Origin of the sequence: Aminobacter aminovorans (assembly GCF_900445235.1) — a bacterium.
Classification (GTDB): domain Bacteria; phylum Pseudomonadota; class Alphaproteobacteria; order Rhizobiales; family Rhizobiaceae; genus Aminobacter; species Aminobacter aminovorans.
The window spans coordinates 2,389,739-2,415,287 of sequence record NZ_UFSM01000001.1 but is presented as its reverse complement, the minus strand read 5'-3'; the positions used below and the strand labels follow the sequence as shown (position 1 = coordinate 2,415,287).

Below are 25,549 nucleotides of genomic sequence, written 5' to 3'. Positions count from 1 at the left end.
CAATCCTAAAATTGGAATGAAGTTTCTGGCATTTCGTAAAGCAGCCACATTCGATATGTCAGAATTCATTGGGCAAATGAACGACAGCCGGGCCAGGGATTCGGGTGTTGTCATCGGAGCGATCCGCATGGGCGGGCAATATCATGCACAGCGTCCAAGACAAGTATTAACGTAGCAGGACAGGCCTGCATGGCTGCAGTATTGACTGGACTGTGGCAAGCTTAACATGTCGTCTCGAGCGACAATCAGGGTGGTGGAGGGATTTGACGATGCGTGCGGTGCGGGCTTTTCCGGTATTCGTTCTTCTCGTTCTGGCGGCGGCATTCGGGCTGGGCAACACATTCGAGGCTGCGGCAGTCGAAGCCCGGCGCGTCGTGACGACCGAAAACTCGGATTATTTCGGTTTCGACCTGCGTTCGGAGCAGAATGTCAGCCTCGACCAGTGCCAGACCTCATGCATGGGTGACCAGTCCTGCCGCGCCTTCACCTACAACACCAAGGCGAAATGGTGCTTCCTGAAATCCGACTTCGCCGTCATCAAGCCTTTCACCGGCGCTGTTGCCGGTAAGGTCGTGCCGGTCAGCGGTGAAGCAGACATCGGCGCACCCGCCGAACTCTCCTTCTTCCCGGCCTCGATGGTCGACGAGGCACGCCAGTACCGCAGCGGGCTGACCAGCAATCCGGTCGTCGATCCCGCGCTCGGCCTCGCCGCGCTGATCGATGCCGGCGAACAGGCGCTGCTGAGCGGCGACGGCCGCACCGCGATGCAGAAATTCCGTGCCGCCGCGATCATCCTGCCCGACGACGCCGCGATCTGGACCCGTCTCGCCCGCGCCACGCCGACCGTGTCGCCGATCAATGGCGAAGAAACGGCATCCCTGCAGCGCGACACGACGTCGACCGCCTACACTGCCTATCTCTTGTCGCGCTCGGCCAGCAATCGCGCCGAGACGCTGGCGCTTCTGGCGCGCGGTCTCGACAAGCGCGATATGTTCCGCCCCTCGCTGCAGGCCTATGAGGCGAGCCTCGCACTCGACAATTCGGCCGCGGTCCGCGCCGAATACGAAGACCTCAAGGCACGAAAAGGCTTCCGCGTCGTCGAGCACACCATCGACGCAGATACCACCTCACCACGCGTCTGCGCCCAATTCTCCGAGGCGCTGGTCAAATCGGGAGTCGACTATGCCCCCTTCGTCACCATCGACGATGCGGCGCCGAAGAGCGTCGAGGCCAAGGACCAGCAAATCTGCGTCGAAGGCCTCCAGCATGGCCAGCACTACCGCGTGACCTTCCGCTCCGGCCTGCCGGCAGCCCTCGGCGAGGTGCTGGAAGCGCCCGTCGTGCTGTCGGTCTATGTCCAGGATCGCGGCCAGTCGGCCCGCTTCACCGGCGACAGCTTCGTTTTGCCGTCGACCGCCCGCCGCGGCATCCCTGTTGTCACAGTCAACATGGAAGCCGCCGACATGAAGCTCTACCGCATCGGCGACCGCTCGCTGGCGCAACTTCTGTCCGGCTACCAGTTCCTGCGCCAGCTCGACGGCTATGACCTTTCTTCCATTGCCGACCAGATGGGCGAGCCGGTGTGGGAAGGCCAGTTGGCGATCACCAACGAGCTCAACAAGGATGTAACGACCTCCTTCCCGGTCGACGAGGCGCTGCCCAACCGCAAGCCAGGCGTCTATGTCCTGACCGCCCAGCCTGTCGACGACAAGAGCGACACCTGGGCGACCAAGGCGACGCAGTGGTTCGTCGTCTCCGATATCGGGCTTTCGACCTATACCGGCCAGGACGGGCTCAACGTGTTCGCCCGATCGCTCGCCTCGGCCAGGCCGATCGCTGATGCGGAGCTGACGCTGCTTGCCCGCAACAATGAGATCCTTGGTACCGGCAAGACCGACGCCGAGGGTCGCGCCACCTTCAACCCGGGCCTGACCCGCGGCAATGGCGGCCTGGCGCCGGCAGTGCTGATGGCCAAGCAGGGCGACGCCGACTTCGTCTTCCTCGACATGACCCGCGCCGGCTTCGACCTGTCCGACCGAGGCGTCACCGGCCGCGCTGCTCCCGGTGCACTGGACGTCTACGCCTGGACCGAGCGCGGAATCTACCGCGTCGGCGAAACCGTGCATGCGGCAGCCCTTGCACGCGACGATGCCGCCAAGGGCGTCGACAATCTGCCGCTGACCTTCATCTTCACCCGTCCCGACGGCGTCGAGGACCGGCGCGTCGTCAGCCAGGACGGCAATGCAGGCGGCCACAGCGTCGACCTGCCGCTCTCCACCGCCGCCATGCGCGGCACCTGGACGCTTGCCATCCACACCGATCCGAAGCAGCCGGCGGTATCGAGCCAGATGTTCCTGGTCGAGGATTTCGTGCCCGACCGCATCGAGTTCACACTGACTTCCGACCGTAGCGAGATCGCCGCTGGCGAAACCGCAGAAGCCACCGTCGACGGCCGCTTCCTCTATGGCGCACCCGCTGCGGGCCTGGCACTCGAAGGCGAGCTGACACTGTCGACCAAGCGCCAGTGGGACAGCTTCAAGGGCTATTATTTCGGCCTCGCCGACGAGCAGGAAGGCGAAGCTACGCGCATTCCGCTGACCGACCTGCCTGTCGTCGGCGATGACGGCAAAGCGACTTTCCCCGTCTCCGTCGACCAGCTGCCGTCGACGACGCGCCTGATCAATGCAGCCCTCAGCGTGCGCATGCGCGAGACGGGCGGACGCGCCGTCGAGGAAAAGCTCGACATCGGCATCCGTCCGCAGGCGACGATGATCGGCATCCGTCCCGACTTTTCGGGCGAGGAAGTGCCGCAGGGCGGCACCGCCAAGTTCAGCCTGATCGCCGCCGAACCCGGCGGCAAGCGTGCAGACCAGAAAGGCGCGCAGTGGTCGCTGGTCAAGGTTGAGCGGAACTATCAGTGGTACCGCTCCGGCAACTCGTGGAACTACGAGCCGGTGACCTTCACCAAGTCTGTGGCCACCGGCCAGGTCGACCTCAGCGCCGGGGCGGAGGCAACGGTTGCGCTGCCCGTCGACTGGGGCCGCTACCGCCTCGAGGTTGAAACAGCCGATCCCGCCGGCCCGGCAACGAGCTATGAATTCGACGCCGGCTGGTATGTCTCGGCGACCTCGACCGAGACGCCCGACGGCCTCGAAGTCGCGCTCGACAAGGAAAGCTATGCCCCCGGCGAGGTCGCAAAACTCCAGGTCTCGCCGCGTTTTGCCGGCGAGCTTTTGGTGACCATCGGCGCCGAAAAGCTGCTCAAGACCGTGACGGCCAGCATTCCCGAAGGCGGCGCCACCGTCGACATCCCCGTCGGTGACGACTGGGGCGCAGGCGCCTATGTGACCGCAACGCTCTACCGCCCCGGCGACGCGCAGGAATCGCGCATGCCGGCCCGCGCCATCGGCCTGAAATGGCTGGCGGTCGATCCCGCCGACAAGAAGCTCAGCGTTACACTTGCGCTGCCCGAGAAGACCGAACCGCGCAAGGCGCTGTCGATCCCGGTTTCGGTGACCGGGGCCGCGGCAGGCGAAAAGGCCTATGTCACGGTCGCGGCCGTCGATGTCGGCATCCTCAACCTGACCAACTACAAGGTGCCGGACCCGGAAGGCTGGTACTTCGGCCAGCGCATGCTGGGGCTTGAACTGCGCGACCTCTATGGCCGCCTGATCGACGGCTCGCTGGGTGCCATGGGCAAGCTGCGCACCGGCGGCGACGGTGCCGCACTGACCTCGCAAGGCAGCCCACCCAAGGAAAAGCTCGTCGCCTTCTTCTCCGGCATCGTCGAGCTCGACGCCGACGGCGAGACGACAGTCGATTTCGACATCCCGCAATTCAACGGCACGGTGCGCGTGATGAGCGTCGCCTGGACCAAGACTGCCGTCGGCCACGCCACCGGCGACGTCATCGTGCGCGATCCGATCGTGCTGACCGCGGGCATGCCACGCTTCATGGCACCGGGCGACTTCGCCGAGATGACCCTCGACATCGCCAACACCGACGCACCGGCGGGCGACTACAGCCTTTCGGTGGCAACGACAGGCGACCTGTCGACCGGCGATGCCGCCTTGCCCGAGAAGCTGACTCTCGAGCCGGGCAAGCGACAAACGATCAGGATCCCGCTGATGCCTGTCACCGCAGGCACCGCCGGGCTGACCATCAAGCTCGCCAATGCCGATGGCCTGGAGGTCGAGCAGGAGCTGTCGCTGCCGGTGCGCCCCGGCCAGTTGCCGGTGACGACCCGTATGGTCGTCGACCTCAAGCCCGCCACCTCGCTGCGCGTCGACAAGGAACTGTTGGCGGCGAGCCTGCTCGACGATGCCCATGTCAGCGTCGGTGTGTCGCTGGCTTCGGCCTTCGACGTACCGTCGCTGCTGATGACGCTCGATCGCTACCCCTATGGTTGCGCCGAGCAGACGACCAGCCGGGCGCTGCCGCTGCTCTATGTCAGCGAACTCAGCGCCGAGAACGGCATGGCCGAAGATCCCGAGTTGCGCGAGCGTATCCAGGGTGCCATCTACCGCGTGCTCAACTACCAGGCCTCGTCGGGCAGCTTCGGCCTGTGGGGGCCGGGCTCGGGCGATCTGTGGCTCGACGCCTATGTCACCGACTTCCTGACCCGGGCGCGCGAAAAGAACTTCGAAGTGCCACAGCAGGCGATGATGCAGGCGCTTAACAACCTGCAGAATTCGGTCGGCTATGACGTCGACGTCGAGGATCGCGGTTCCGAGATTGCCTATGCGCTCTATGTGCTGGCGCGCAACAAGAAGGCTTCGGTCGGCGACCTGCGCTACTTCGCCGACACCAAGCTGGAGGCCTTCTCCAGCGCGATGGCAGTGGCCCAGCTCGGCGCGAGCCTGGCGCTCTATGGCGATGCCCAGCGCTCGGAAAGCCTGTTCGGCACTGCCCTGCAGATCGCCAAGACGACGACCGAGCATAATTGGTACCGCTCCGATTATGGCTCGCGCCTGCGCGATGGCGCCGCCATGCTGGCGCTCGCCGCCGAAAGCAAGCCATTGCCTTCGGTGGTGCCGGCGCTGGTAAAGATGGTGGCGGCCGATCGTGCCGCGGCCCGCTGGACCAGCACCCAGGACGACGCCTGGATGTTGCTTGCGGCGCGCGCGTTGAAAGCCGGCAACGAGGCGATCTCGCTCGACGTCAACGGCACGGCCCACAACGGCGCCTATTCCGAACGCGTCGACGGTGCTGCGCTTCTGACCAACCCGATCGTCATCGCCAACACCGGCAAGGACGCACTGCAGGCCGTGGTGACCACAGTCGCAGCACCTGCCCAGCCGCTGCCCGCCGGCGGCGACGGCTTCACCATCGAGCGCACCTACTACCGGCTCGACGGCAGCGAGGCCAACGTCACTGAGGTCAAGCAGAACGAGCGCTTCGTTGTCGTGCTCAAGATAAACGAGCTGAACGACTGGCCCTCGCGCGTGGTGGTGGCCGACATGCTGCCGGCCGGCTTCGAGATCGACAACCCGGGACTGGTCAACAGCGCCAACCTGTCGAACTTCTCCTGGCTGGAGCAGACGGAAGCCGCCCATCTCGAATTCCGCAACGACCGCTTCGTCGCCGCGATGAACAGCAGCGGAGGCTCGGACCAGGAATTCACGCTGGCCTATGTCGTGCGCGCGGTGACACCCGGCACCTACGCGCATCCGGCTGCAAACGTAGAAGACATGTACCGTCCGCAATATTCGGCACGGACGGCCACTGGCATGATGGAGGTGAAAGCGGAATAGGATGTCTGCTTTCAGCCTGGCAACGACTTCGGCGGCATGCTTCGCGCTGCCCCTCAACCGACTGCCGGCACCTTCTCCCCGTGAGCGGGGAGAAGGGACTAGCGTCGATGCCCCCCTCGCCCCATGCACAGTAAGAGGCCAAGGGTGAGGGACAGAGCAAAGACCACGCGCAGGATCGCCCTCTGGGCAATGGGCGCTGTCAGCCTTGCCGCCCTTGCCTTTGGCGGCCTGGTCGCGCTCGACCAAACCTTTCCGCCGCCTTTGCCGGAAAAACTGACTGTCTCAGCCGAAGTGCTTGACCGCGACGGTCAGCTGTTGCGCGCCTATGCGACGCCATCCGGCCACTGGCGGCTTGGCGTCGGCCTCGACCAGGTCGACCCTCAGCTGGTGAAGATGCTGGTCGCCTATGAGGACAAGCGTTTCTGGGACCATGAGGGCGTCGACATGCTGGCGCTGGGCCGCGCGGCATGGCAGTTCCTCAGCAACGGCCGCATCGTCTCGGGTGGTTCGACGCTGTCGATGCAGCTGGCCCGCCTGATCGAGCCGCGCGAAAGCCGCAGCCTCAGTTCCAAGTTCAAGCAATTGGCCCGCGCCATCCAGATAGAACGGCGGCTGTCAAAGGAAGAAATCCTCGAGCGCTACCTGACGCTCGCGCCCTATGGCGGCAACCTTGAAGGCGTGCGCGCGGCAGCCCTTGCCTATTTCGGCAAGGAGCCGAGGCGGCTGACGGTTTCCGAGGCGGCCCTGCTCGTCGCCCTGCCGCAATTGCCCGAGCGGCGCCGGCCCGACCGCAACCCGGCAAATGCCCAGGCCGCGCGCGACCGCGTGCTCGAGCGTATGGTGACGGCGGGCCTGCTCGGCGAGAACGAGGCGGCACGAGCCTCGCTGGAAATGGTGGCGGCCACCCGGCTCGCCTTGCCGCAGCTTGCGCCGCACGTGTCAGACGCCGCACTTCGCAACCTGCCCGGGCCCGTCCGCCGCCAGTTGACCTTGCGCAGAAACGTGCAGGAAGGACTGGAGGTCGTGGCCCGCGAGGCAGCCATCCGGCTCGGCCCGAAAATCTCGGTTGCCATGGTTCTGGCCGACGCGATGACGGGCGAAATCCTCGGCGAAGTCGGCTCAGCCAACTTCTTCGATGCCTCGCGCTCCGGCTGGATCGACATGACCCGCACCGTGCGTTCGCCCGGCTCGACGCTGAAGCCGTTTATCTACGGCCTCGCCTTTGAACAGGGGCTGGTGGCGCAGGAGACGATGATCGAGGACCGGCCGGCCGATTTCGGCGGCTACCGACCCAAGAATTTCGACATGAGCTACCAGGGTGACGTGTCGGTGCGCCAGGCGCTGCAACTGTCGCTCAACGTGCCGGCGATCCGGCTGCTCGACGCGGTCGGGCCGCAGCGGCTGACGGCGCGTTTCCGCCAAGCCGGTGTCACCCCGCAACTGCCGCCGAATGAGGTGCCGGGCCTCGCCATCGGCCTAGGCGGCGTAGGCGTGAGCCTGCGCGACCTCGTCCAGCTCTACACCGGGCTCGCCAATGGCGGCCGCGCCAAGGTCTTGCGCGACGGAGCGGAGGCGCAGGTCCCTGCCCCGCTTGCCAATGGCACCATTCTTGAAGAGCAGGCCACCTGGCAGATCGCCGACATCCTTGCAGGTGTCAAGCCGCCCGAGGGCGCGGCCAAGCGCGCCATCGCCTACAAGACCGGCACCTCCTACGGCTACCGTGACGCCTGGTCGATCGGCTACGACGGTCGCTACGTTCTCGGCGTTTGGGCCGGCCGCCCCGACGCTGGTGCGGTGCCCGGACTGTCGGGTTATGTCTCGGCTGCCCCCATCCTGTTCGAGGGCTTTGCCCGTTCCGGCCTGCCGTCAATGCCGCTGTCGCGCCCGCCGGCCGGCACGCTGCGCACCGCCCGCGCCGACCTGCCGGTGACGCTGGAGCGCTTTTCGACCGCGACCGAACTGCCGATCGTCGCCGCCGCCATCACCGAACCTGCGCCGCAAATCGTCTTCCCACCCGACGGCGCCCGCGTCGAGCTGGGTGCCGCGACCTCAGCCGCCGCGCCGCTGGTGCTCAAGCTGCAGGGTGGCCGCGCCCCGTTCCGCTGGCTTGCCAACGGCAAGCCGCTTGCCACCCTCGCCCGCCGACGCGAGGCGACCTGGCAGCCCGACGGCGCAGGTTTTTCCACACTGACCGTCATCGATGCGGCAGGACGCGCAGCGAGTGTCAGGGTGTTCGTGGAGTAGATGATTTGATCTCGCGGCTGAACATGTTCGACGTACTTCTGGAAGTCGACCCGACATTCCAGCCGGTCTGGGACGCGTTTCTGGACAAATGGCGTGACCAGATCGAGCTGCCGCTTTACCTGGCCCTGGGGGATCTGGCTCGCCACGCGGTCGGCAAGCTGGAGAGCGGCCGGACCGATGAGCTTCAGCAAATCTTCACGGTCGTCGAGCGTTGGCTCGCCGACGGCGATGAGCTGGTACAGGAAGCGGCGACCATCGGGCTGCTGGAAGACCTCCAGAACCTGAACCTTCACAAATCCACGTCGCCGGATCAGCTGAAACAGTGGCTGGGCCCGCTCGCCGCGCGGCGTTGGATCGAGGCCGAACGATTCTGGTCGGGACAGATCGCCAAGGCCTGACGGCCCCTTGCCGCCCGCTTCGCCTCCCCTAACTCTCATCGTTCGTGTCGAACGTTTCGATCGCGCAGGCGGTGTGGGACTTTTTCAGCGAGCAAAAAAATTTCCGGCGCCCCGGCAGTTCGCACGAAATTTGCCGGTGCGGCGCGAAATTCGGAACATTCGCCGCATCTAATTTCTACCAGTTCGATAGAGTAGAACCATATTCGAACGGAGGCGGAAATGACGACTTCACGCAGAACCATCCTGCTCTCGGCCGTGCTGGCCGGCGCAGTGCAACTCGGTGGCCTGGGCCTTGCCTATGCCGATACGACGCTCCTCAACGTCTCCTATGACCCGACGCGCGAGTTGTACAAGGAGTACAACGAGGCCTTCGCCAAGCACTGGAAGGCGGAGAGCGGCGAGACGGTGACGATCCAGCAGTCGCATGGCGGCTCTGGCAAGCAGGCGCGTGCGGTGATCGACGGTCTCGACGCCGACGTGGTCACGCTGGCACTCGAAAGCGACATCACCGCGATCGTCGAAAAGTCGAAAAAGATCAATCACGACTGGCGCTCGAAGCTGCCCAACAATGCCTCGCCCTACACTTCGACGATCATCTTCCTGGTGCGCAAGGGCAACCCCAAAGGCATCAATGACTGGGGCGACCTGATCAAGGACGGCGTCCAGGTGATCACGCCGAACCCGAAGACTTCGGGCGGCGCACGCTGGAACTACCTCGCGGCCTGGGCCTGGGCCAATGGCCAGTTCGCAGGCGAAGAGACCAAGATCAAGGAATTCGTCGGCAATCTCTACGCCCATGTGCCGATCCTCGACACCGGCGCCCGCGGCTCGACGGTGACCTTCGCCGAGCGTGAACAGGGCGACGTATTGCTCGCCTGGGAGAACGAGGCCTATCTGGCGCTCGACGAGTTCGGTGCGGACAAGTTCGACATCGTCTTCCCGCCGCAGTCGATCCTGGCCGAGCCGCCGGTCGCCGTGGTCGACGCCAATGTCGACGCCAAGGGCACCCGCAAGGTGGCCGAAGCCTACCTCAACTACCTCTACTCGGCGGAAGGCCAGACCATCGCTGCCAAGCATCACTACCGGCCGTCCAAGCCGGAGCTGGTGCCGGCCGGTGACCTGCAGAAGCAGCACGAACTGAAACTGGTTTCTATCGACGACCCGATTTTCGGCGGATGGAAGAAAGCACAGCCCTATCACTTCGGAGATGGTGGTATATTCGACCAGATCTACAAGCCGGCCCAGTAAGCCAAGGTAAGACCAGGACGATATGACCACAGCACCCGCCAAGGCGGGGTGGCGGTTCAGACAGCCGAGCGTCATTCCGGGTTTCGGATTGACGCTCGGCTTCTCGCTTGCCTACCTCACGCTCATCATCCTCATCCCGCTCTCCGGGCTCGTCTGGCGTTCGGCATCGCTTGGCTGGACCGATTTCTGGGCCATCGCCACCGACCGCCGCACCGTCAAGGCGCTGGAAATCAGCTTCGGCACGGCCTTCATTGCAGCAAGCATCAACGTGGTGTTCGGCACCATCGTCGCCTGGGTACTGGTGCGCTACCGCTTTCCCGGCCGCCGCGTCATCGATGCGATGGTCGACCTGCCTTTCGCCCTGCCGACGGCAGTGGCGGGCATCGCGCTGACCACGCTGTACTCGCCGAAAGGCTGGATGGGCGCGCTGTTGGCGCCGCTTGGCATCAAGGTCGCCTACACCCCGCTCGGCATCGTCATCGCGCTGGTCTTCATTGGCCTGCCCTTCGTCGTGCGCACGGTGCAGCCGATCATCGAGGAGATCGACAAGGAGGTCGAGGAAGCCGCCGCGACACTCGGCGCCAACCGCTTCCAGACCATCTTCCTGGTGCTGTTTCCGGGGCTGGCGCCCGCCGTTGTAACCGGCTTCGCGCTCGCCTTCGCGCGTGGCGTCGGCGAATATGGCTCTGTCATCTTCATCGCCGGCAACCTGCCATACATCTCTGAAATCGCACCGCTGCTGATCGTCATCCGGCTCGAGGAATACGACTACGCCGCGGCAACCGCGATCGCCACGATCATGCTGGCGCTGTCGTTTGCGATGCTGCTCGTCATCAACCTCATCCAGTCGTGGACCCGCAAGCGCTATGGCTGATCCAGAGCTTTACCCCGCAGACGTCCATCACGAGCACGCCTCGCTTGCGGTGACTGAACGGCCTTGGGCCCGCGCAGCCTTGATGCTTGTCGCCTTCGGCTTCCTCGCCGTCTTCCTGCTTCTGCCGCTGGTGGTGGTGTTCGAGCAGGCATTTTCACGCGGCATCGGCGCCTTTCTCGAAGCCATCAACGAGCACGACACGATTGCTGCGATCAGGCTTACACTTCTGGTCGCCGTCATCTCGGTGCCGCTCAACCTGGTGTTCGGCGTCGCCGCCGCCTGGGCCGTCGCCAAGTTCGAGTTCAATCGCAAGGCCTTCCTGATCACGTTGATCGACCTGCCCTTCTCGGTCTCGCCGGTCATTTCAGGCCTCGTCTACGTGCTGTTGTTCGGCGCCCAGAGCCTGCTTGGGCCGTGGCTCAAGATGCACGGCATCGTCATCCTGTTTGCCGTCCCCGGCATCGTTCTGGCGACTGTCTTCGTCACCTTCCCCTTCGTTGCCCGCGAACTGATCCCGCTGATGCAGGAACAGGGCACCGGCGACGAGGAAGCAGCCCTTTCGCTCGGCGCCAATGGCTGGCAGACCTTCTGGCATGTCACCTTGCCCAACATCAAATGGGGCCTGCTCTATGGCGTTCTGCTGTGCAACGCGCGTGCCATGGGCGAGTTCGGCGCCGTCTCGGTCGTCTCGGGCCACATCAGGGGCATGACCAACACCATGCCGCTGCATGTCGAGATCCTCTACAACGAATACAATGCCGTCGGCGCCTTTGCCGTGGCGTCCGTGCTCGCCGGCCTCGCGCTTGTGACGCTTGTGCTCAAAACCCTTCTCGAGCTCCGCTATGGCGCCGAGATCGCCGCCACGCGCGGACACTGACAGAGGTCGACTGATGGAAGTTCGCGTTTCAAATGTGCGCAAGGAATTCGACCGGTTTCCGGCGCTGCGCGACGTCTCGCTCGACATCAGGTCGGGCGAGCTGATCGCGCTGCTCGGCCCCTCTGGCTCGGGCAAGACCACGCTTCTTCGCCTCATCGCAGGTCTCGAAAGGCCGACGCGCGGCACGATCTTCTTCGGCGACGAGGATGCCTCGAACCGGACGATCCAGGAGCGCAATGTAGGCTTCGTCTTCCAGCATTACGCCCTGTTCCGCCACATGACGGTGGCCGACAATATCGGCTTCGGCCTGAAGGTCAGGCCCTCGGCCAAACGCCCGACCAGAGCCGAGATCCGCCGCCGCGCCTCGGAACTGCTCGACCTGGTGCAGCTCAGTGGTCTGGAAAAGCGTTACCCGGCACAACTTTCGGGCGGCCAGCGCCAGCGCGTGGCTCTTGCCCGCGCCATGGCGATCGAGCCCAAGGTGCTGCTGCTCGACGAGCCGTTCGGCGCGCTTGACGCCCAGGTCAGGCGCGAGCTCAGGCGCTGGCTGCGCGAGATTCACGACGCCACCGGCCACACCACGATCTTCGTTACCCACGACCAGGAAGAGGCGCTGGAACTCGCCGACCGGGTGGTGGTGATGAGCCAGGGCCGCATCGAGCAGATCGGCACCGCAGACGAGGTCTACGACACGCCCAATTCGCCCTTCGTCTACGGCTTCATCGGCGAATCGAGCTCGCTGCCGGTCAAGATCGAGGATGGCCAAGTCTGGATATCGGACCGCCCGATCGGGCTGGCGACGCCAGAACTGGCCGATGGCGAGGCGACCCTCTATTTCCGCCCGCACGACATCGAGCTGCTTGAAGAGTGCAATGGCTGCATTGCCGGCACGGTGGCGGCGAGCCGGCGCGTTGCCGGCACCCGTCGGGTCGAACTGGAGATCGGTGGCGGCCGCGAACGTATCGAAATCGAGCTGCCAGTAGGCCACCCCGCCATCCAGAAAAGCCGGGTGGCATTCAGGCCGAAGCGCTGGAAGGTGTTTCCCAAACCTGTCGAGGCCTAAACCTGTCGAGGGATGAATATCGGGGCGCTGCCGGTTGCGCGGGTTCGCCCGAACCCTGGAACCGCCCGCCCGTTGAAACGAAGTGCGAGGTGCCACCGCCCGGCGACACCTCGCTAACCTTTGTGCTGGGGCTGCAACTGAACCCCCATCAGGGTCTCTCCATCAGTCCATGATGTAGACGACCTTACGGGTCTGCGGGTCGATGAGAACAGTACGGCCGTCCATCACGACATACTGATACTTGTTGTCGGCAAGGGCGCCTGGCTTGAGAATGTCGGGAATGATGGCTCCAAGGACCAGCTCGAAGTTGGATGGCCGTTCAACGACCACCGGATTGGCCTTGACATATTCCCGGACGACCACTTGTTCTTCAGGTGTCACGACCACAGTCTGAGCGGCCGCAAATGCGGTGCTCGCAAGAACGATAGTTACGGCAAGTGTAGTTCGGAAAGTCATATCACTCTCCTCCTCGGTTGATGGGTTAACAACCGGCAAGGAGCAAAACGGTTCCGTGATTTTTGGGCCGACCGCCGCTGCTGGCGCTGAGCAAGTGGGCGCCAGCCGTGATTGGGGTGTTTGAAAAGCCGGCTTCAAGTCTGGATGATCAGCGCCGAGATGCAGAGGATGGCACCCGGTAGTCGTCAACCATCATTCGGGTAGAATGGGCTATGTCTCGGTGGTCGAAGTCAACCCTGTGGTGGTGGAAGTGCGCGCTAGCAATAGTCGCCTTTGCTGGCATTTGGTGGATTTGGTTGGAAGCGGGCCGAACAAACGACTACATCGACCGATGTTTGGACGACTCTTCGCCTGCATACATCAAAGACGCTGTTGAGCGACATGCAGCATGCCGGGTCGAGCTGGAAGACGGTCAAGGCTATAGCCCGTGAGGTAATGCGAGCCCGTCAGACGAAACGCGTAATCGCAGGCTTTTACCGATACGAAGTATTGAAATGCCGCTCAAGGAACCGGCTGTAGGCGCCCATCAGCGCGCTGAACAGGAAGTAGACCGCAGCGGCAAAGACATACCCCTCAAGCACGGCGATGCCTTGCCAGTCGGGATCTCGCAGGGCGGTACGCACGGTGTCGAGAAAATCCAGCAGGCCGATGATAGTGACCAGCGTGGTGTCCTGGAAGAAGGCGATGAACAGCCCGACCAGCGCCGGGATGACCTTCTTCAGCGCCTGCGGCAAAACGATCTTGAACATGACCTGCCAGTAATGCAGCCCGAGCGCCCGGCCGGCCTCTAACTGGCCCGAAGGCACGTCCTGCAAGCCGCCACGCACGATCTCGGCGATGTAGGCGGCGGCAAACAGGATAATCGCGACCTGGGCGCGCAACAGCTTGTCGATGGTGACGCCATCCGGCATGAACAGCGGCAGCATGACGGCAGCCATGAACAGGATGCTGATCAGCGGCACGCCGCGCACCAGTTCGATGAAGCCGACACCAAGCACGCGGATCGCCAGCAGATGCGAGGCGCGCGCCAGCGCCAGCCCGATGCCGAGCGGAAGCGCGAAAGCCAGGCCGACGAAGGACAGCATGAACGATAGCGGCAGGCCGCCCCATTTCGACGTTGGAACCGCGGTCAGGCCGAAAATGCCGCCCGCCATCAGCACATAGAGCATGGGCAGGATGACGATCGCCCAGGCCAGCAGCAGGCCCCTGCCCCAGACGCGCGGGAGCATCGACACGCCGCAGGCACCGAGGAACAGCAGAAGCGCCACCAGCGGGCGCCATTGCTCCTCGAACGGATAGAAGCCGAACAGCATGTAGCGCAGCTTGTCGGCGAGGAACGGCCAGCAGGCGCCGGAGCTTTGCTTGCAGGCATCGGCGCCGCCGTCGAAGACGGCGTTCATGAACAGCCAGCCGAAGGCGAGCTTGGCAAGGAGCAGGATCAGCGCGCCGCAGACCAGCGTGGTCAGCGCATTGCCGGGGGTGCCGAAATAGGCTGCGCGCCACTCGGAGCGCCGCGCCGGGCGGGCAACGGGATCGATGGATGCGGGAAGGACTTGGGTCTCGCTCATCTCAACGCGCCTTCAGCGCGACACGCGCATTGTACCAGTTCATGAACAGCGAGATCGCCACCGACAGGCCGAGATAGATGCCCATGAATATTGCGATGGTCTCCATCGCCTGGCCGGTCTGGTTCATGATTGTGTTGGACACCATCACGAGGTCGGGATAGCCGATGGCGATGGCCAGCGAGCTATTCTTGAACACGGTGAGATAGGTGTTGGTCAAAGGCGGGATGATGACCCTGAGCGCCTGCGGCAGCACGACGAGCCTGAGCGTGCGCGAGCGCGGCAGGCCAAGCGCCTGAGCGGCTTCCCACTGGCCCCGGCTTACCGCCTGGATGCCGGCGCGGACGATTTCGGCGACGCTGGCCGACAGGTTGAGCATCAGGCCGACGAGCAGTGCCACGAACTCCGGGCGGATCTGCAGCCCGCCGGTGAGGCGGAAACGCCCGGCCTCCGGTGCGCTCCACGACAGCGAAACCGCGCCACTGGCCCAGACGGCGAGCACCGGCAGCACGAGCAGGACGAGCGCAAAAATCAAGCCGGCATTGGCCTTGCCGCTTTGGATGCGCCGGCGCTGGCTGACAGCGCGCACGACGAGTGCCGCGACTATGCCGAACGCCAGCGCTGCGAAGGTCAGCCCGAAACCGCTCTGCCATTCGACCGCAGGCATGGCGAGGCCGCTGTTGGACAGGAAGAAGCCGGGAAACAGCTGGATCGCCTGGCGTACCGGCGGGAACACCAGGATTATCAGGAAATACCACAGGAACAGATAGAGCAGCAGCGGCACGTTGCGCAGCAGCTCGACATAGGCAAGCATCAGCCGGCTGAGCAGCGGGTTTGTCGACATGCGTCCGATGCCGACGAGCACGCCGATGATGGTGCCGAACAATGCAGCGAGGAATGATACCTTGATGGTGTTGATCAGCCCGACGAGAATGGCGCGGGCCACCGTGTCGGTCGGCCCGTAGGCGATCGAGCTTTCGCTGATGGCGATGCCGGCCTGTCTGGAGAGGAAGTCGAAGCCGGTGGCGATGTCCTGCTTGGCCAGGTTCGCGCTCGCGGTCGCGTACATCGCCCAGGCGGCGAGCAGCACCAGCGAAATGGCCAGAAATTGGTAGAAGACCGCGCGAAACCGCGCGTCGTTCAAAAACAGCATGGGCGCGCCGATGTCCGAAAGCCGATGACAGATAGCCGGAGCCAGGAGGACAAGAACAAGGTCCGCGCCAGGTTACGGCGCGGACCTTGCAGTTCTTAGCGGACCGGCGGTGCGTAGAGCAGGCCCCCGGCGTTCCACTGCGTGTTGGGACCACGCGTCATTCCGAGCTTGGTCTTTTCGCCGAGATTGCGGTCGAACACCTCGGCGTAGTTGCCGACGCCCTTGATGATGTTGTAGCCCCACTTGTTGTCGAGGCTGAGCATCTTGCCGAGCTCGTCGGCGCCGCCCAGCATGCGCTGGATCTCGGGATCCTCGCTTTTCGCCATCTCGTCGACATTGGCCTGGGTGATGCCCTTCTCCTCGGCGGCCATCAGCATGTAGACCGACCACGAAACGATGTCGCGCCAGTTGGAATCGTTCTGGCGCACGGCGGGCGCCAGCGGCTCCTTGGAGATGGTTTCGGGCAGCAGCACGTAGTCATCGGGATTGTTGGCGACCGCGCGGATCGAGGCCAAGTCGGAACGGTCGGACGAGATTGCCTCGCAGCGGCCGGAATAGAAGGCGGCACGGTTCTCGTCGGGGCTCTCGAAGACGACCAGCTCGAACTTGCCGCCGACGGTGCGGAAGAAGTCGGTCAGGTTCTGCGAGGTGGTGGTTCCGGGCAAGGTGCAGATCGCGGCATCGGTCAGTTCCTTGGCGGAAGCGACGCCGAGCGACTTGGGCACGAGAAGGCCCTGACCGTCATAGAACACGGTCGGACCGAAATCGATGCCAAGCGAGGCTTCGCGCGAGAAGGTCGCCGTCGTCTGTCGCGACAAGACGTCGATCTCACCGGACTGCAGCGCCTGGAAGCGCGTGTTGATGTTGGTCAGCACGAAGTCGACCTTGTTGGGGTCGCCGAACACCGCAGCCGCGATCGAGCGGCAGATGTCGGCGTCAAAGCCCTGCATGCGGCCCTTGTCGTCGGCCGCGGCAAAGCCAGGCGTGCTGAGCGAGACGCCGCAGATCAACTTGCCGCGCGCCTTGACCGTCTCGAGCGTGGTCGCGGACTGAGCCGCGGTCGCGCCCACCATCAGCGCAGCCGTTGCGGCGCAGAGCGCCAGGAATTTACGTTTCATGCTTTCCCTCCCTTGATGTGACCGCAGGCCGCCATGCCATGTCTCCCCCGGCACGGCGTCACCTCGATCTGTCGCGGGACTATGTATGCATATATTGTGTACGATTTGGAAGATTAATGTTGGCCAATATGTATACAATTATCCGCGGGTCTGGATTGCACTTGGCCTGACCGGCGCAATGAAAGCCGCCTAGCGAACGACAAGGACCGGCGTATCGGCGTATTGGACAACTTTGGCCGTCTGGCTACCCAGGAGCAGACGGCCGACCCCACGACGGCCATGAGAGGCCATCACGATCAGGTCGCATCCAAGCTTCTGAGCCTTCTCCACGATGGCTTCCGCGGCAGAATCGGCCGTAACCTGAACAAGGTCAGGGGCGATGCCGATTTCGTCGGCGACTTGTTTGGCCGACCCCAGGATCGTCTCGGCAAACTCCTTCTGGCTGGCGTCATAGCGGCGAATGTCGTTGTCCCCTGCGACCCAGCCCGTCACCGTCGTGCCCAGCAGCGGGAACGGCTTTGTCACGATGACAATAGTGGTCTTGCTTCCGACGCTCTTGGCCAGCTTGAGGCCGTGCTCGACACCCTTTTGTGAGATGATCGATCCATCGGTCGCAACAAGAATGTGGCTGTACATGCAATTACCCTTTCTCGATGACATCGAGGCAAGGTGTAGCACTCACCGCCGTTTCGATTTTGACATAGGTCAAATAGCAGTGCAGGTCACATGACCAAAGTCTGCTCCGGGCCGCGCTCTTTCCGAGGCGAGCGCGTGCAGCCTTCGACGAAGGCCTCCTTACGGCGTGTTTCCAGTGACGATGGTGTCGCCTGCCGTTGTCAGAACACCGCTGTTGCCTCGCCCGACGAGGCGATTGTCGCGTACGGCCACGCCGGAGGACCAGACATAAACGCCATGCGGACCAGCTGAAGTCACGGTGTTGTTTTCCACCAACCCGTTGTGGCTGTTGAAGCCTATGGACACACCATGCGAATTGTTCGGGTTCGTGGTCGTCAGGGTGTTGCCGCTGACAGTGTTGGAGGCTGACCCCACCACGGCGACGGCCGTTGCGTTCTCGCCGTTAGTCGTCACTGTGTTTCCTGATATGGTGCTGTTGGCGCCGTAGCGCAGAAGGATGCCGGTAGCGCCGCGCGCGCGCGTCGTCACAGAATTGCCGCTCACCGTCAGGTTGTCGCTTCCTTCGGTCATGATGCCGAAGGCCGCCGTGTAGAGCGACAGGTAGGTATCGTTCGTTGTGTTGGTGGCCACGGTGTTGCCGGCAATGGTGGCGCCGCCGCTGTCGACAAGGCGTATCCCGCGGCTCATGTAATTGTTGGTGGTCACCCTGTTGCCGGAAATTGCGATACCGGCGCTACCGGTGACGTTGATGCCGTTGGCCAGTTCGCCATTGATGGTGATGACGTTGTTGGCGATCGTCAGGCCGCCGCTGTTGCTGACCGACAGGCCATGGGCCGGACGCGCCAACGAATGGGCGTCGTTGTAGCCGCTGCCATTGCCATTGGTGGTGATGGTGTTGCCCTCGATACGGCCTGCGACATTATCGGCGACGATGCCGATGCCGCTGGCGCCATTCTGGACGATAGTGGCGCCGCCGATGCTGACCCCGGTGCTGTGGGTGATGGCGATGGCGCTGCCTGTGGCGGCAGTGATGCTGCCGCCCTGAAGGGTGAAGTTCGCTGTGCCGTCGACCCTCACCCCGTTGGCAGCCGAAACGACGGCAACGTCGCGCAGGCTGGCGCCGCTGGCACCTGATATGGCCCAGGAGTTGGCATTCGACGAGGTGTTCTCGACGGAGATCCCGCGCATGGCGCTGTCCGTGGCCATCCTGACCAGGGTGTCGGTGGCCGCACCGGAAATGCGGCCCGCACTGCCCGCTGCAGCATAGTCGACAGCAACACCGCTTGTCGCGCCCTTGAGCTTGAGGACGGTGCCGCCGCCGACGAGCAACTGCTTGTCGTTGAGGGAAACTCCGCCTGTCGCAGCAAGGTTGCCGTTCAACAGAACGATGCCGTCGGCACCGACGCTGTCGAGCGCGGCCTGGAGGGCGGTCTGATCCTGGGTCGTGCCGTCGATCCGCACGACCGAGGTGATGGTCTTGCCGTTCCACGCGTTGACCGCATCTTCGGACGAGGTGAGCGTATCGTTCCTCGACCTGGTTCCGTTGCGGGTGGTCGAGACGATATCGACGTCGCGCACCACCGTGTCGGTCATGCGCCGTTCCATGTAGGACAGCGGCTCGCGCCCGGCGGATGAAGCAGCTTGCAGGGGAATACGCAGCCGCGCCTGGGTGATCCATTGATCGCCGCGGACGTCGTCATACTGGAAGGTCAGCCCGGCGGTCAGCTTCACGCCGGGAAGATCGACGAAGTCTGCGGCGGTGAATTCGAGCCGCGCGCGTGGGCCGGCAATCGCCTCCACGTCGGAGCCGCCGAAATAATAGCCGCCGACAAAGGCGCGCATGTCGAAGCCCGAATCCGGCTCGAACACCGGCAGCCTGATGCCGATCTCGGCGTCGGCGCCCGCCAGCGCCTTCTCGACCCTGTAGCTGGTGGTTGTCGTCTGCACCGCCTGGTGTTGGATCGCCAGCGACGTGCCGGTCAGGACCGCCTGGCTGCTCCAGGGACCAACTGTCGCGGTCGCGCCGAGGTCCATTCGCCGCTCGGTCTCGCCGACCGGCAGGTAGGCGTTGGCGCGCAGGTCGAAGACCTCGCTCAGAGCTTCAGCGCCGAGCGTCACTTGATGGAAAATGTTGCCATAGGCCGAACGGCGGACGTCATAGTAGCCATAGGCACCGAGGTTCCAGCCGGACGGCAGCATGTGCCTGATGCCAAGCCCGAAATTGCCTTCAACGGAATCGTTGTTGTCGAACTTGCCGCGCAGATCGGTGAAGACGAGCGTGTCGCTGTTCTGGAGCACCGGAACGAACAGGTTCATCTCACCGAGTGAACGGCCCTTGCTGAACTGCCCGCCGGTTTCGACCCATGGGCCCCAGCGCTTGGCCAGGATGTCTTCCGCGTGGGCTGATGACGCGGAACAGATCGCCAAAAGCGACGCCGAAAGGGCCCATCTCGAATGCATGAATGGATGTCCAGCAGATGCAAGGAACTGCTGGTTGCCACGCGCCGCAGAGCGCGGCTAGCCGGTTGGAAAGATGGTACCAAAGTTGGTTCGGGAGCGTCGCGTCAGTTGGCAGCGCGAGCAGCGGCCTTGGTGGCATCAGCGCAGCCACGTCGAAGTCGGGAGAATGGAACCGCCCGTTCGAAGCGACGGCTCGCGGCGTTCAAATGACGATAGTGGCCTTGCTTCCGACGCTCTTGGCCAGCTTGAGGGCGTGCTCGACACCCTTTTGTGAGAGGATCGATCCATCGGTCGCAACAAGAGTGTGGCTGTACATGCAATTCCCCTTTCTCGATGCCTTCGAGGCAAGGTGTAGCACTCACAGCCGTTTCGGTTTTGACCAGGTCAAATAGGTGCAGGTCGCATGACCGGTCCCGGCCTTGCGTCGACGGGCCGGCAGCCGTAGGCGAAGGTACCCTACGGCGTGTTTCCGGTGATGACAGTGTCGAATTCCGTTGTGAAAACACCGCTGTTGCCTCGCCCGACGAGGCGATTGTCGCGTACCACCACGCCGGAAGAGGTGTTGACCAGAACTCCGGTTCCACTCGCTGCGGTGACTACATTGTTCTCCACAACCCCGTTGTGGCTCAGGATGCCAAGGTAGACGCCGTATGAACTGCCAACATTGGTGGCTGTCAGGACGTTGCCGCTGACGATGTTGGAGCTTGAGCGCACAGAAGAGATGGCGTGGGCGCTCGTTCCGTGGGTCGTTACCGCGTTGCCGGAAACGACATTGTCGCCACCGTAACGCAGATAAACGCCATTTCCGCCACGCATGCGGGTCGAGATCACGTTGTCGCTGATAGTCAGGTTGCTGCTTCTGTCGGTGATGAGGCCAAACGCGATCGTCAGATACGACCAGTTCCTGTCATCGGTCGTGTTGGTTGCGATGGTGTTGGCGGAAATGAGTGCCCCATTGCTCTCGCGCAAGTGGATGCCACGGCTCATGTAGTTGTTGTGGTGATGGTGTTGCCGGAAATTGCAATACCGGCGCTACCGGCTACGTCGATGCCGTTGGCCTGCTCACCATTGGTGGTGATGGAGTTGTTGGCGATGGTCAGGCCGCCGCTGTTGCTGACCGACAGGCCATGGGCCGGGCGCGCCAACGAATGGGCATCGTCATAGCCGTTGCCATTGCCATTGGTGGTGATGGTGTTGCCCTCGATACGGCCTGCGACATTGTCGACGACGATACCGATGCCGCTGGCGCCATTCTGGACGATGGTGGCGCCGCCGATGCTGACCCCGGTGCTGTTGGTGATGGCGATGGCGCTGCCTGTGGCGGCAGTGATGCTGCCGCCCTGAAGGGTGAAGTTCGCTGTGCCGTCGACCCTAACCCCGTTGGTAGCCGAAACGACGGCAACGTCGCGCAGGCTGGCGCCGCTGGCACCTGATATGGCCCAGGAGTTGGCATTCGACGAGGTGTTCTCGACGGAGATCCCGCGCATCGCGCTGTCCGTGGCCATCCTGACCAGGGTGTCGGTGGCCGCACCGGAAATGCGGCCCGCACTGCCCGCTGCAGCATAGTCGACATCAACACCGCTTGTCGCGCCCTTGAGCTTGAGGACGGTGCCGCCGCCGACGAGCAACTGCTTGTCGTTGAGGGAAATGGCGCCCGTCGCAGCGAGGTTGCCGTTCAAGAGCACGATGCCTTGGGCCCCGACGCTGTCGAGCGCGGCCTGGAGGGCGGCCTGGTCCTGCGTCGTCCCGTCGATCCGCACGACCGATGTGATGGTCTTGCCGTTCCACGTGTTCACAGCGTCTTCGGTGGAGGTGAGCGTATCGTTCCTCGACCTGGCCCCGTTGCGGGTGTTCGACACGATGTCGACATCTCGCACCACGGTATCCGTCATGCGCCGCTCCATGTAGGACAGCGGCTCGCGTTCGGCGGATGAAGCAGCTTGCAGGGGAATACGCAGCCGCGCCTGGGTGATCCATTGATCGCCGCGGACGTCGTCATACTGGAAGGTCAGCCCGGCGGTCAGCTTCACGCCGGGAAGATCGACGAAGTCTGCGGCGGTGAATTCGAGCCGCGCGCGTGGGCCGGCAATCGCCTCCACGTCGGAGCCGCCGAAATAATAGCCGCCGACAAAGGCGCGCATGTCGAAGCCCGAATCCGGCTCGAACACCGGCAGCCTGATGCCGATCTCGGCGTCGGCGCCCGCCAGCGCCTTCTCGACCCTGTAGCTGGTGGTTGTCGTCTGCACCGCCTGGTGTTGGATCGCCAGCGACGTGCCGGTCAGGACCGCCTGGCTGCTCCAGGGACCAACTGTCGCGGTCGCGCCGAGGTCCATTCGCCGCTCGGTCTCGCCGACCGGCAGGTAGGCGTTGGCGCGCAGGTCGAAGACCTCGCCCAGGGCCTCAGCGCCGAGCGTCAGCTGGTGAAACGTGTTGCCATAGGGCGAGCGGCGGATGTCGTAATAGCCATAGGCTCCCAGGTTCCAGCCGGACGGCAGCATGTGCCTGATGCCAAGCCCGAAATTGCCTTCAACGGAATCGTTGTTGTCGAACTTGCCGCGCAGATCGGTGAAGACAAGCGTGTCGCTGTTCTGGAGCAGCGGAACGAACAGGTTCATCTCACCGAGTGAACGGCCCTTGCCGAACTGCCCGCCAGTTTCGACCCATGGCCCCCAGCGCTTGGCCAGGAGGTCTTCCGCGTGAGCTGATGAAACGGCGCAGATCGCCAACAAGGACGCGGAAAGAGCCCATCTCGAATGCATGAATGGATGTCCAGCAGATGCAAGGAACCGCTGGTTGCCACGACCTGCCGAGCGCGGCTAGCTGACCAGAACGATGGTACCAAAGTTGGTTCGGGAGCGTCGCCAGTGGCCAATGTCACCTCACAGGCGTTTGCCAAAGCCCGCCCCCTAAAGCTTCGTCCACGTCGCGTTTTTCTTCGACGACCGCACGCAGGCTTCGACAAAGGCGACGCCTTCGACGCCATCCAGCACTGTCGGGTAGACAACGTCTCTGCCCGGCCTGCCGCCCTTCCTGCGTGCCGCGCGGATGGCTCTGGCGGCTTCCTGGTAGATGTTGGCGAAACCCTCGAGATAGCCTTCCGGGTGGCCGGACGGCACGCGGGTGACGCGGGCCGCAGCTTGGCCAGCGCCGACGCCACCACGGGTGATCAGTTGTTTGGGTTGGCCGAAGGGCGTGTACCAGAGATAGTTCGGATCGGCCTGCACCCATTCGATGCCCCCCTTGGAGCCATAGACGCGCAGCTTGAGCCCGTTCTCATGACCAGGTGCCACCTGGCTTGCCCAGATCATGCCCTTGGCCCCACCCTTGAAGCGCAACATGACGTTGACGTTGTCGTCGAGCAGCCGGCCCGGCACGAAGGCGTCGAGATCCGCCGACAGGCTGTCGAGTTCGAGGCCGGTGACGAAGCGGGCGAGATTGTAGGCATGGGTGCCGATGTCGCCGGTGGCGCCGCCGACTCCCGACTGTTTCGGATCGGCGCGCCAGGAGGCCTGCTTCTGGCCGGTGGCGGCGAGGTCCTCGGTCAGCCAATCCTGCGGGTATTCGGCCTGGACGACCCTGATGTCACCGAGTTGTCCCTTGGCGACCATCTCGCGTGCCTGCCGGATCATCGGATAGCCGGTATAGTTGTGGGTGAGCACGAAGACCTTGCCGGTCTTCTCGACCAGTGCGGCGAGCTTTTTCGCCTCGGCAAGCGTCGCCGTCAGCGGCTTGTCGCAGATGACGTGGATGCCAGCCTCGAGGAAGGCCTTGGCGGCGGGGAAATGGACGTTGTTGGGCGTGACGATGGCCACCGCCTCGATGCCGTCGGGGCGTTTTGCTTCGGCCTTGGCCATCTCGGCATAGGAGGTGTAGCTACGCTCGGGATCGAGGCCGATCTCGGCTGCGGAGGCCTTGGCACGCTCCGGATTAGACGACAGCGCGCCGGCGACGAGCTGGAAATCGCCGTCCATGCGGGCGGCGATGCGGTGTACACCGCCGATGAAGGCGCCTGCCCGCCGCCGACCATGCCGTAGCGGATCGGGCCGCTGCCGTTTCCCGATTTCGATGCACCGACCATGCTTGTGTCCTCCCTTAATACGTTGGCGCTGCGTTCAAATCCCCATCATCTCCCTCAGCATCGCCCGATCCGTCGTGCCGACGGCAAAGTCGTCGAAGGCCTTGTGGTGACACGGATGATGTGGCTTTCGATGAACGGCGCGCCTTCCGCAGCTCCGTCCTCCGGATGCTTGAGGCAGCATTCCCATTCCAGCACCGCCCAGCTGTCATGACGATGCCGTCGTCGGTGATCAGCGCGGTCATGGCCTATCCTTTGAGCAGCGCCTCGGCCGCAAGGCCAGCGGAAAGCAGGCGGCGATCGTGGCCATGGCGCGCCATAAGCATCAGGCCGGAGGGCAGCACAGCGCCGGGCATTGGCAGCGACAGGGCGCAGAGGTCGAACTGGTTGGCGACCTGGGTGTTGCGCAGCAACAGCCCCTCGATACGGTTGGCATGCGCCCCGTCGGCCAAAAGTTCTGATATCGGCTGAGCTGGCACGGGCGTCGTCGGCAAGACGACCAGATCATGCGCCGACATTCGCGCATCCATGGCGGCGACAAGTTCGGCACGGCGGTTCATCGTCCTGATGTAGCTGACCGCCGACACCTGCATGGCCCGGCCAAGCGCGCCGCTGACATTGGGGTCGATGGGCACCGACGCGCCATTGGCCAGCCAGTCGGCGTGGATCGACGCCCCTTCTATCGCCGCAATCGTGCCGGTCCTCGTTGCGGCGCGGAATTCGGCCAAAAGATCGTCGATTTGGCAGTCGCCGATTACGGCGCCAGCTGCCGCGAGCTTGTTCAGCGCGCGCTCGAAGCTGGCAGCCATGCCGGACGCCATCTCGTCGAGCAGGCGGCCACGCGGCACGGCGATGCGCAGTCCGGCAAGTGGCAAGGGCTGCAAGGAAAAATGCTCCTTGCCTGATATGACCGCGTCGGTGGCGATACATTGCGCCACTGTTTTGGCGAGCGGGCCGATCGAATCGAGCGACGGCGACAAGGGAAACGCGCCGTCGAGCGGAATGCGCCGCGCCGTCGGCTTGAAGCCCACGACGCCGTTGAGGGCGGCGGGCACCCTGACCGAACCGCCAGTGTCGGAACCGATCGAAATGCCGGAGCTGCCCTCGGCGGCAGAGACACCGGCGCCCGATGACGAGCCGCCGGGGATAAGCGCCGGATCGGCCGCATTGCCCGGCGTGCCATAATGAGGATTGATGCCGAGCGCGGTGAAGGCGAACTCGGTCATGTGGGTCTTGCCGATGATGACGGCACCGGCGCGGCGCAGGCGCTTGACCACCAGCGCGTCATCGCGCGCCGGTTCGGCGTCGCGCCGCAGCAGCGAGCCGGCCAGCGTCGGCTCACCGGCGACGTCGAACAGGTCCTTGATCGAGACGATTGCGCCATCCAGTGGCCCGAGCGACAGCCCCGCCCGGCGGCGCGCATCAGTGGCATCAGCCGCGGCCCGGGCAGCCTCGACATAGAGCTTGGCAAACACTCGCTCTGCGCCGACGCGCGCTCCAAGCCGCGAAAGGATCGCCTCGAGCCTGTCTCTTGTCGGGGTCATACACGCTCCCAAATCCGCCACGCCGGAAAACACGACGCCGGTTGCGCCGACTGTTAACACGGCGTGGCCCGATGCAACACGGTTG

17 protein-coding genes and 2 pseudogenes are annotated in these 25,549 nt (G+C 64.0%); 7 read left to right on the top strand and 12 right to left on the bottom strand.

The window, feature by feature from the left end; all coding sequences use genetic code 11:
• Positions 1–269: 269 nt before the first annotated feature.
• The 7 genes from DY201_RS11800 (at position 270) to DY201_RS11770 (ending at position 12,457) form a co-directional block, all read left to right on the top strand.
• Positions 270–5,753 carry an alpha-2-macroglobulin family protein gene (locus DY201_RS11800; protein ID WP_425358723.1) on the top strand — a complete coding sequence of 1,828 codons (5,484 nt, stop codon included), beginning with the start codon at positions 270–272 and terminating at the stop codon, positions 5,751–5,753.
• 189 nt (positions 5,754–5,942) lie between these two features.
• The gene (gene pbpC / locus DY201_RS11795) at positions 5,943–7,997 is read left to right on the top strand and encodes a penicillin-binding protein 1C (protein WP_165916051.1); all 2,055 of its coding nucleotides are present in this window, start codon (positions 5,943–5,945) and stop codon (positions 7,995–7,997) included.
• A gap of 23 nt (positions 7,998–8,020) precedes the next feature.
• Positions 8,021–8,395, top strand: a complete 375-nt coding sequence (locus tag DY201_RS11790) for a DUF7674 family protein (protein WP_115731361.1) — start codon at positions 8,021–8,023, stop codon at positions 8,393–8,395.
• Positions 8,396–8,614: 219 nt separating this feature from the next.
• Complete coding sequence (locus DY201_RS11785; protein WP_115731360.1) at positions 8,615–9,643, top strand: sulfate ABC transporter substrate-binding protein; 1,029 nt, start codon at positions 8,615–8,617, stop codon at positions 9,641–9,643.
• Between the two features lie 22 nt (positions 9,644–9,665).
• The gene (gene cysT, locus DY201_RS11780) at positions 9,666–10,517 is read left to right on the top strand and encodes a sulfate ABC transporter permease subunit CysT (protein WP_115731359.1); all 852 of its coding nucleotides are present in this window, start codon (positions 9,666–9,668) and stop codon (positions 10,515–10,517) included.
• Positions 10,510–11,394 carry a sulfate ABC transporter permease subunit CysW gene (gene cysW, locus DY201_RS11775; RefSeq protein WP_115731358.1) on the top strand — a complete coding sequence of 295 codons (885 nt, stop codon included), beginning with the start codon at positions 10,510–10,512 and terminating at the stop codon, positions 11,392–11,394. Before cysT ends, cysW begins: the two co-directional genes overlap by 8 nt.
• A gap of 13 nt (positions 11,395–11,407) precedes the next feature.
• Complete coding sequence (locus tag DY201_RS11770) at positions 11,408–12,457, top strand: sulfate/molybdate ABC transporter ATP-binding protein (protein WP_115731357.1); 1,050 nt, start codon at positions 11,408–11,410, stop codon at positions 12,455–12,457.
• Between the two features lie 162 nt (positions 12,458–12,619).
• On the opposite strand, the gene DY201_RS11765 is transcribed toward DY201_RS11770, so the two are convergent.
• The 12 genes and pseudogenes from DY201_RS11765 to DY201_RS11710 form a co-directional block, all read right to left on the bottom strand.
• Positions 12,620–12,913, bottom strand: coding sequence for a DUF1236 domain-containing protein (locus DY201_RS11765; protein ID WP_115733740.1), 294 nt, complete (start codon positions 12,911–12,913; stop codon positions 12,620–12,622).
• Between the two features lie 473 nt (positions 12,914–13,386).
• Complete coding sequence (locus DY201_RS11760) at positions 13,387–14,481, bottom strand: amino acid ABC transporter permease (RefSeq protein WP_115731356.1); 1,095 nt, start codon at positions 14,479–14,481, stop codon at positions 13,387–13,389.
• Position 14,482: 1 nt separating this feature from the next.
• A complete protein-coding gene (locus tag DY201_RS11755) occupies positions 14,483–15,631 on the bottom strand; it encodes an amino acid ABC transporter permease (protein ID WP_115731355.1) in 1,149 nt (382 codons plus the stop codon).
• A gap of 95 nt (positions 15,632–15,726) precedes the next feature.
• Positions 15,727–16,749: an amino acid ABC transporter substrate-binding protein gene (locus DY201_RS11750; protein WP_115731354.1), complete on the bottom strand. Its 1,023-nt coding sequence runs from the start codon at positions 16,747–16,749 to the stop codon at positions 15,727–15,729.
• A 189-nt stretch (positions 16,750–16,938) separates the two neighbouring features.
• Positions 16,939–17,385 carry a universal stress protein gene (locus DY201_RS11745; protein WP_115731353.1) on the bottom strand — a complete coding sequence of 149 codons (447 nt, stop codon included), beginning with the start codon at positions 17,383–17,385 and terminating at the stop codon, positions 16,939–16,941.
• Positions 17,386–17,544: 159 nt separating this feature from the next.
• Complete coding sequence (locus DY201_RS11740) at positions 17,545–19,845, bottom strand: right-handed parallel beta-helix repeat-containing protein (RefSeq protein ID WP_115731352.1); 2,301 nt, start codon at positions 19,843–19,845, stop codon at positions 17,545–17,547.
• 202 nt (positions 19,846–20,047) lie between these two features.
• Complete coding sequence (locus DY201_RS11735) at positions 20,048–20,161, bottom strand: universal stress protein (protein ID WP_115731351.1); 114 nt, start codon at positions 20,159–20,161, stop codon at positions 20,048–20,050.
• 140 nt (positions 20,162–20,301) lie between these two features.
• Positions 20,302–20,832: a right-handed parallel beta-helix repeat-containing protein gene (locus tag DY201_RS11730; protein WP_115731350.1), complete on the bottom strand. Its 531-nt coding sequence runs from the start codon at positions 20,830–20,832 to the stop codon at positions 20,302–20,304.
• A complete protein-coding gene (locus tag DY201_RS11725; protein WP_115731349.1) occupies positions 20,829–22,604 on the bottom strand; it encodes an inverse autotransporter beta domain-containing protein in 1,776 nt (591 codons plus the stop codon). Before DY201_RS11725 ends, DY201_RS11730 begins: the two co-directional genes overlap by 4 nt.
• A gap of 147 nt (positions 22,605–22,751) precedes the next feature.
• Positions 22,752–23,923: pseudogene (locus DY201_RS11720) on the bottom strand (Gfo/Idh/MocA family protein).
• A 34-nt stretch (positions 23,924–23,957) separates the two neighbouring features.
• Positions 23,958–24,142: pseudogene (locus DY201_RS11715) on the bottom strand (sugar phosphate isomerase/epimerase); the annotation flags it as partial.
• Positions 24,143–24,168: 26 nt separating this feature from the next.
• Positions 24,169–25,464, bottom strand: coding sequence for an amidase (locus tag DY201_RS11710; RefSeq protein ID WP_115731348.1), 1,296 nt, complete (start codon positions 25,462–25,464; stop codon positions 24,169–24,171).
• Positions 25,465–25,549 lie beyond the last annotated feature (85 nt).

What these genes read in the sequence shown, in the direction of transcription:
- DY201_RS11785 (WP_115731360.1), top strand. Translation starts at nt 8,615, where the DNA reads ATGACGACTTCACGCAGAACCATCCTGCTCTCGGCCGTGCTGGCCGGC.
- DY201_RS11745 (WP_115731353.1), bottom strand. Translation starts at nt 17,385, where the DNA reads ATGTACAGCCACATTCTTGTTGCGACCGATGGATCGATCATCTCACAA.
- cysT (WP_115731359.1), top strand. Translation starts at nt 9,666, where the DNA reads ATGACCACAGCACCCGCCAAGGCGGGGTGGCGGTTCAGACAGCCGAGC.
- pbpC (WP_165916051.1), top strand. Translation starts at nt 5,943, where the DNA reads ATGGGCGCTGTCAGCCTTGCCGCCCTTGCCTTTGGCGGCCTGGTCGCG.
- cysW (WP_115731358.1), top strand. Translation starts at nt 10,510, where the DNA reads ATGGCTGATCCAGAGCTTTACCCCGCAGACGTCCATCACGAGCACGCC.
- DY201_RS11800 (WP_425358723.1), top strand. Translation starts at nt 270, where the DNA reads ATGCGTGCGGTGCGGGCTTTTCCGGTATTCGTTCTTCTCGTTCTGGCG.
- DY201_RS11725 (WP_115731349.1), bottom strand. Translation starts at nt 22,604, where the DNA reads ATGCATTCGAGATGGGCTCTTTCCGCGTCCTTGTTGGCGATCTGCGCC.
- DY201_RS11750 (WP_115731354.1), bottom strand. Translation starts at nt 16,749, where the DNA reads ATGAAACGTAAATTCCTGGCGCTCTGCGCCGCAACGGCTGCGCTGATG.
- DY201_RS11740 (WP_115731352.1), bottom strand. Translation starts at nt 19,845, where the DNA reads ATGCATTCGAGATGGGCCCTTTCGGCGTCGCTTTTGGCGATCTGTTCC.
- DY201_RS11710 (WP_115731348.1), bottom strand. Translation starts at nt 25,464, where the DNA reads ATGACCCCGACAAGAGACAGGCTCGAGGCGATCCTTTCGCGGCTTGGA.
- DY201_RS11760 (WP_115731356.1), bottom strand. Translation starts at nt 14,481, where the DNA reads ATGAGCGAGACCCAAGTCCTTCCCGCATCCATCGATCCCGTTGCCCGC.
- DY201_RS11735 (WP_115731351.1), bottom strand. Translation starts at nt 20,161, where the DNA reads ATGTACAGCCACACTCTTGTTGCGACCGATGGATCGATCCTCTCACAA.
- DY201_RS11790 (WP_115731361.1), top strand. Translation starts at nt 8,021, where the DNA reads ATGTTCGACGTACTTCTGGAAGTCGACCCGACATTCCAGCCGGTCTGG.
- DY201_RS11770 (WP_115731357.1), top strand. Translation starts at nt 11,408, where the DNA reads ATGGAAGTTCGCGTTTCAAATGTGCGCAAGGAATTCGACCGGTTTCCG.
- DY201_RS11765 (WP_115733740.1), bottom strand. Translation starts at nt 12,913, where the DNA reads ATGACTTTCCGAACTACACTTGCCGTAACTATCGTTCTTGCGAGCACC.
- DY201_RS11730 (WP_115731350.1), bottom strand. Translation starts at nt 20,832, where the DNA reads ATGAGCCGTGGCATCCACTTGCGCGAGAGCAATGGGGCACTCATTTCC.
- DY201_RS11755 (WP_115731355.1), bottom strand. Translation starts at nt 15,631, where the DNA reads ATGCTGTTTTTGAACGACGCGCGGTTTCGCGCGGTCTTCTACCAATTT.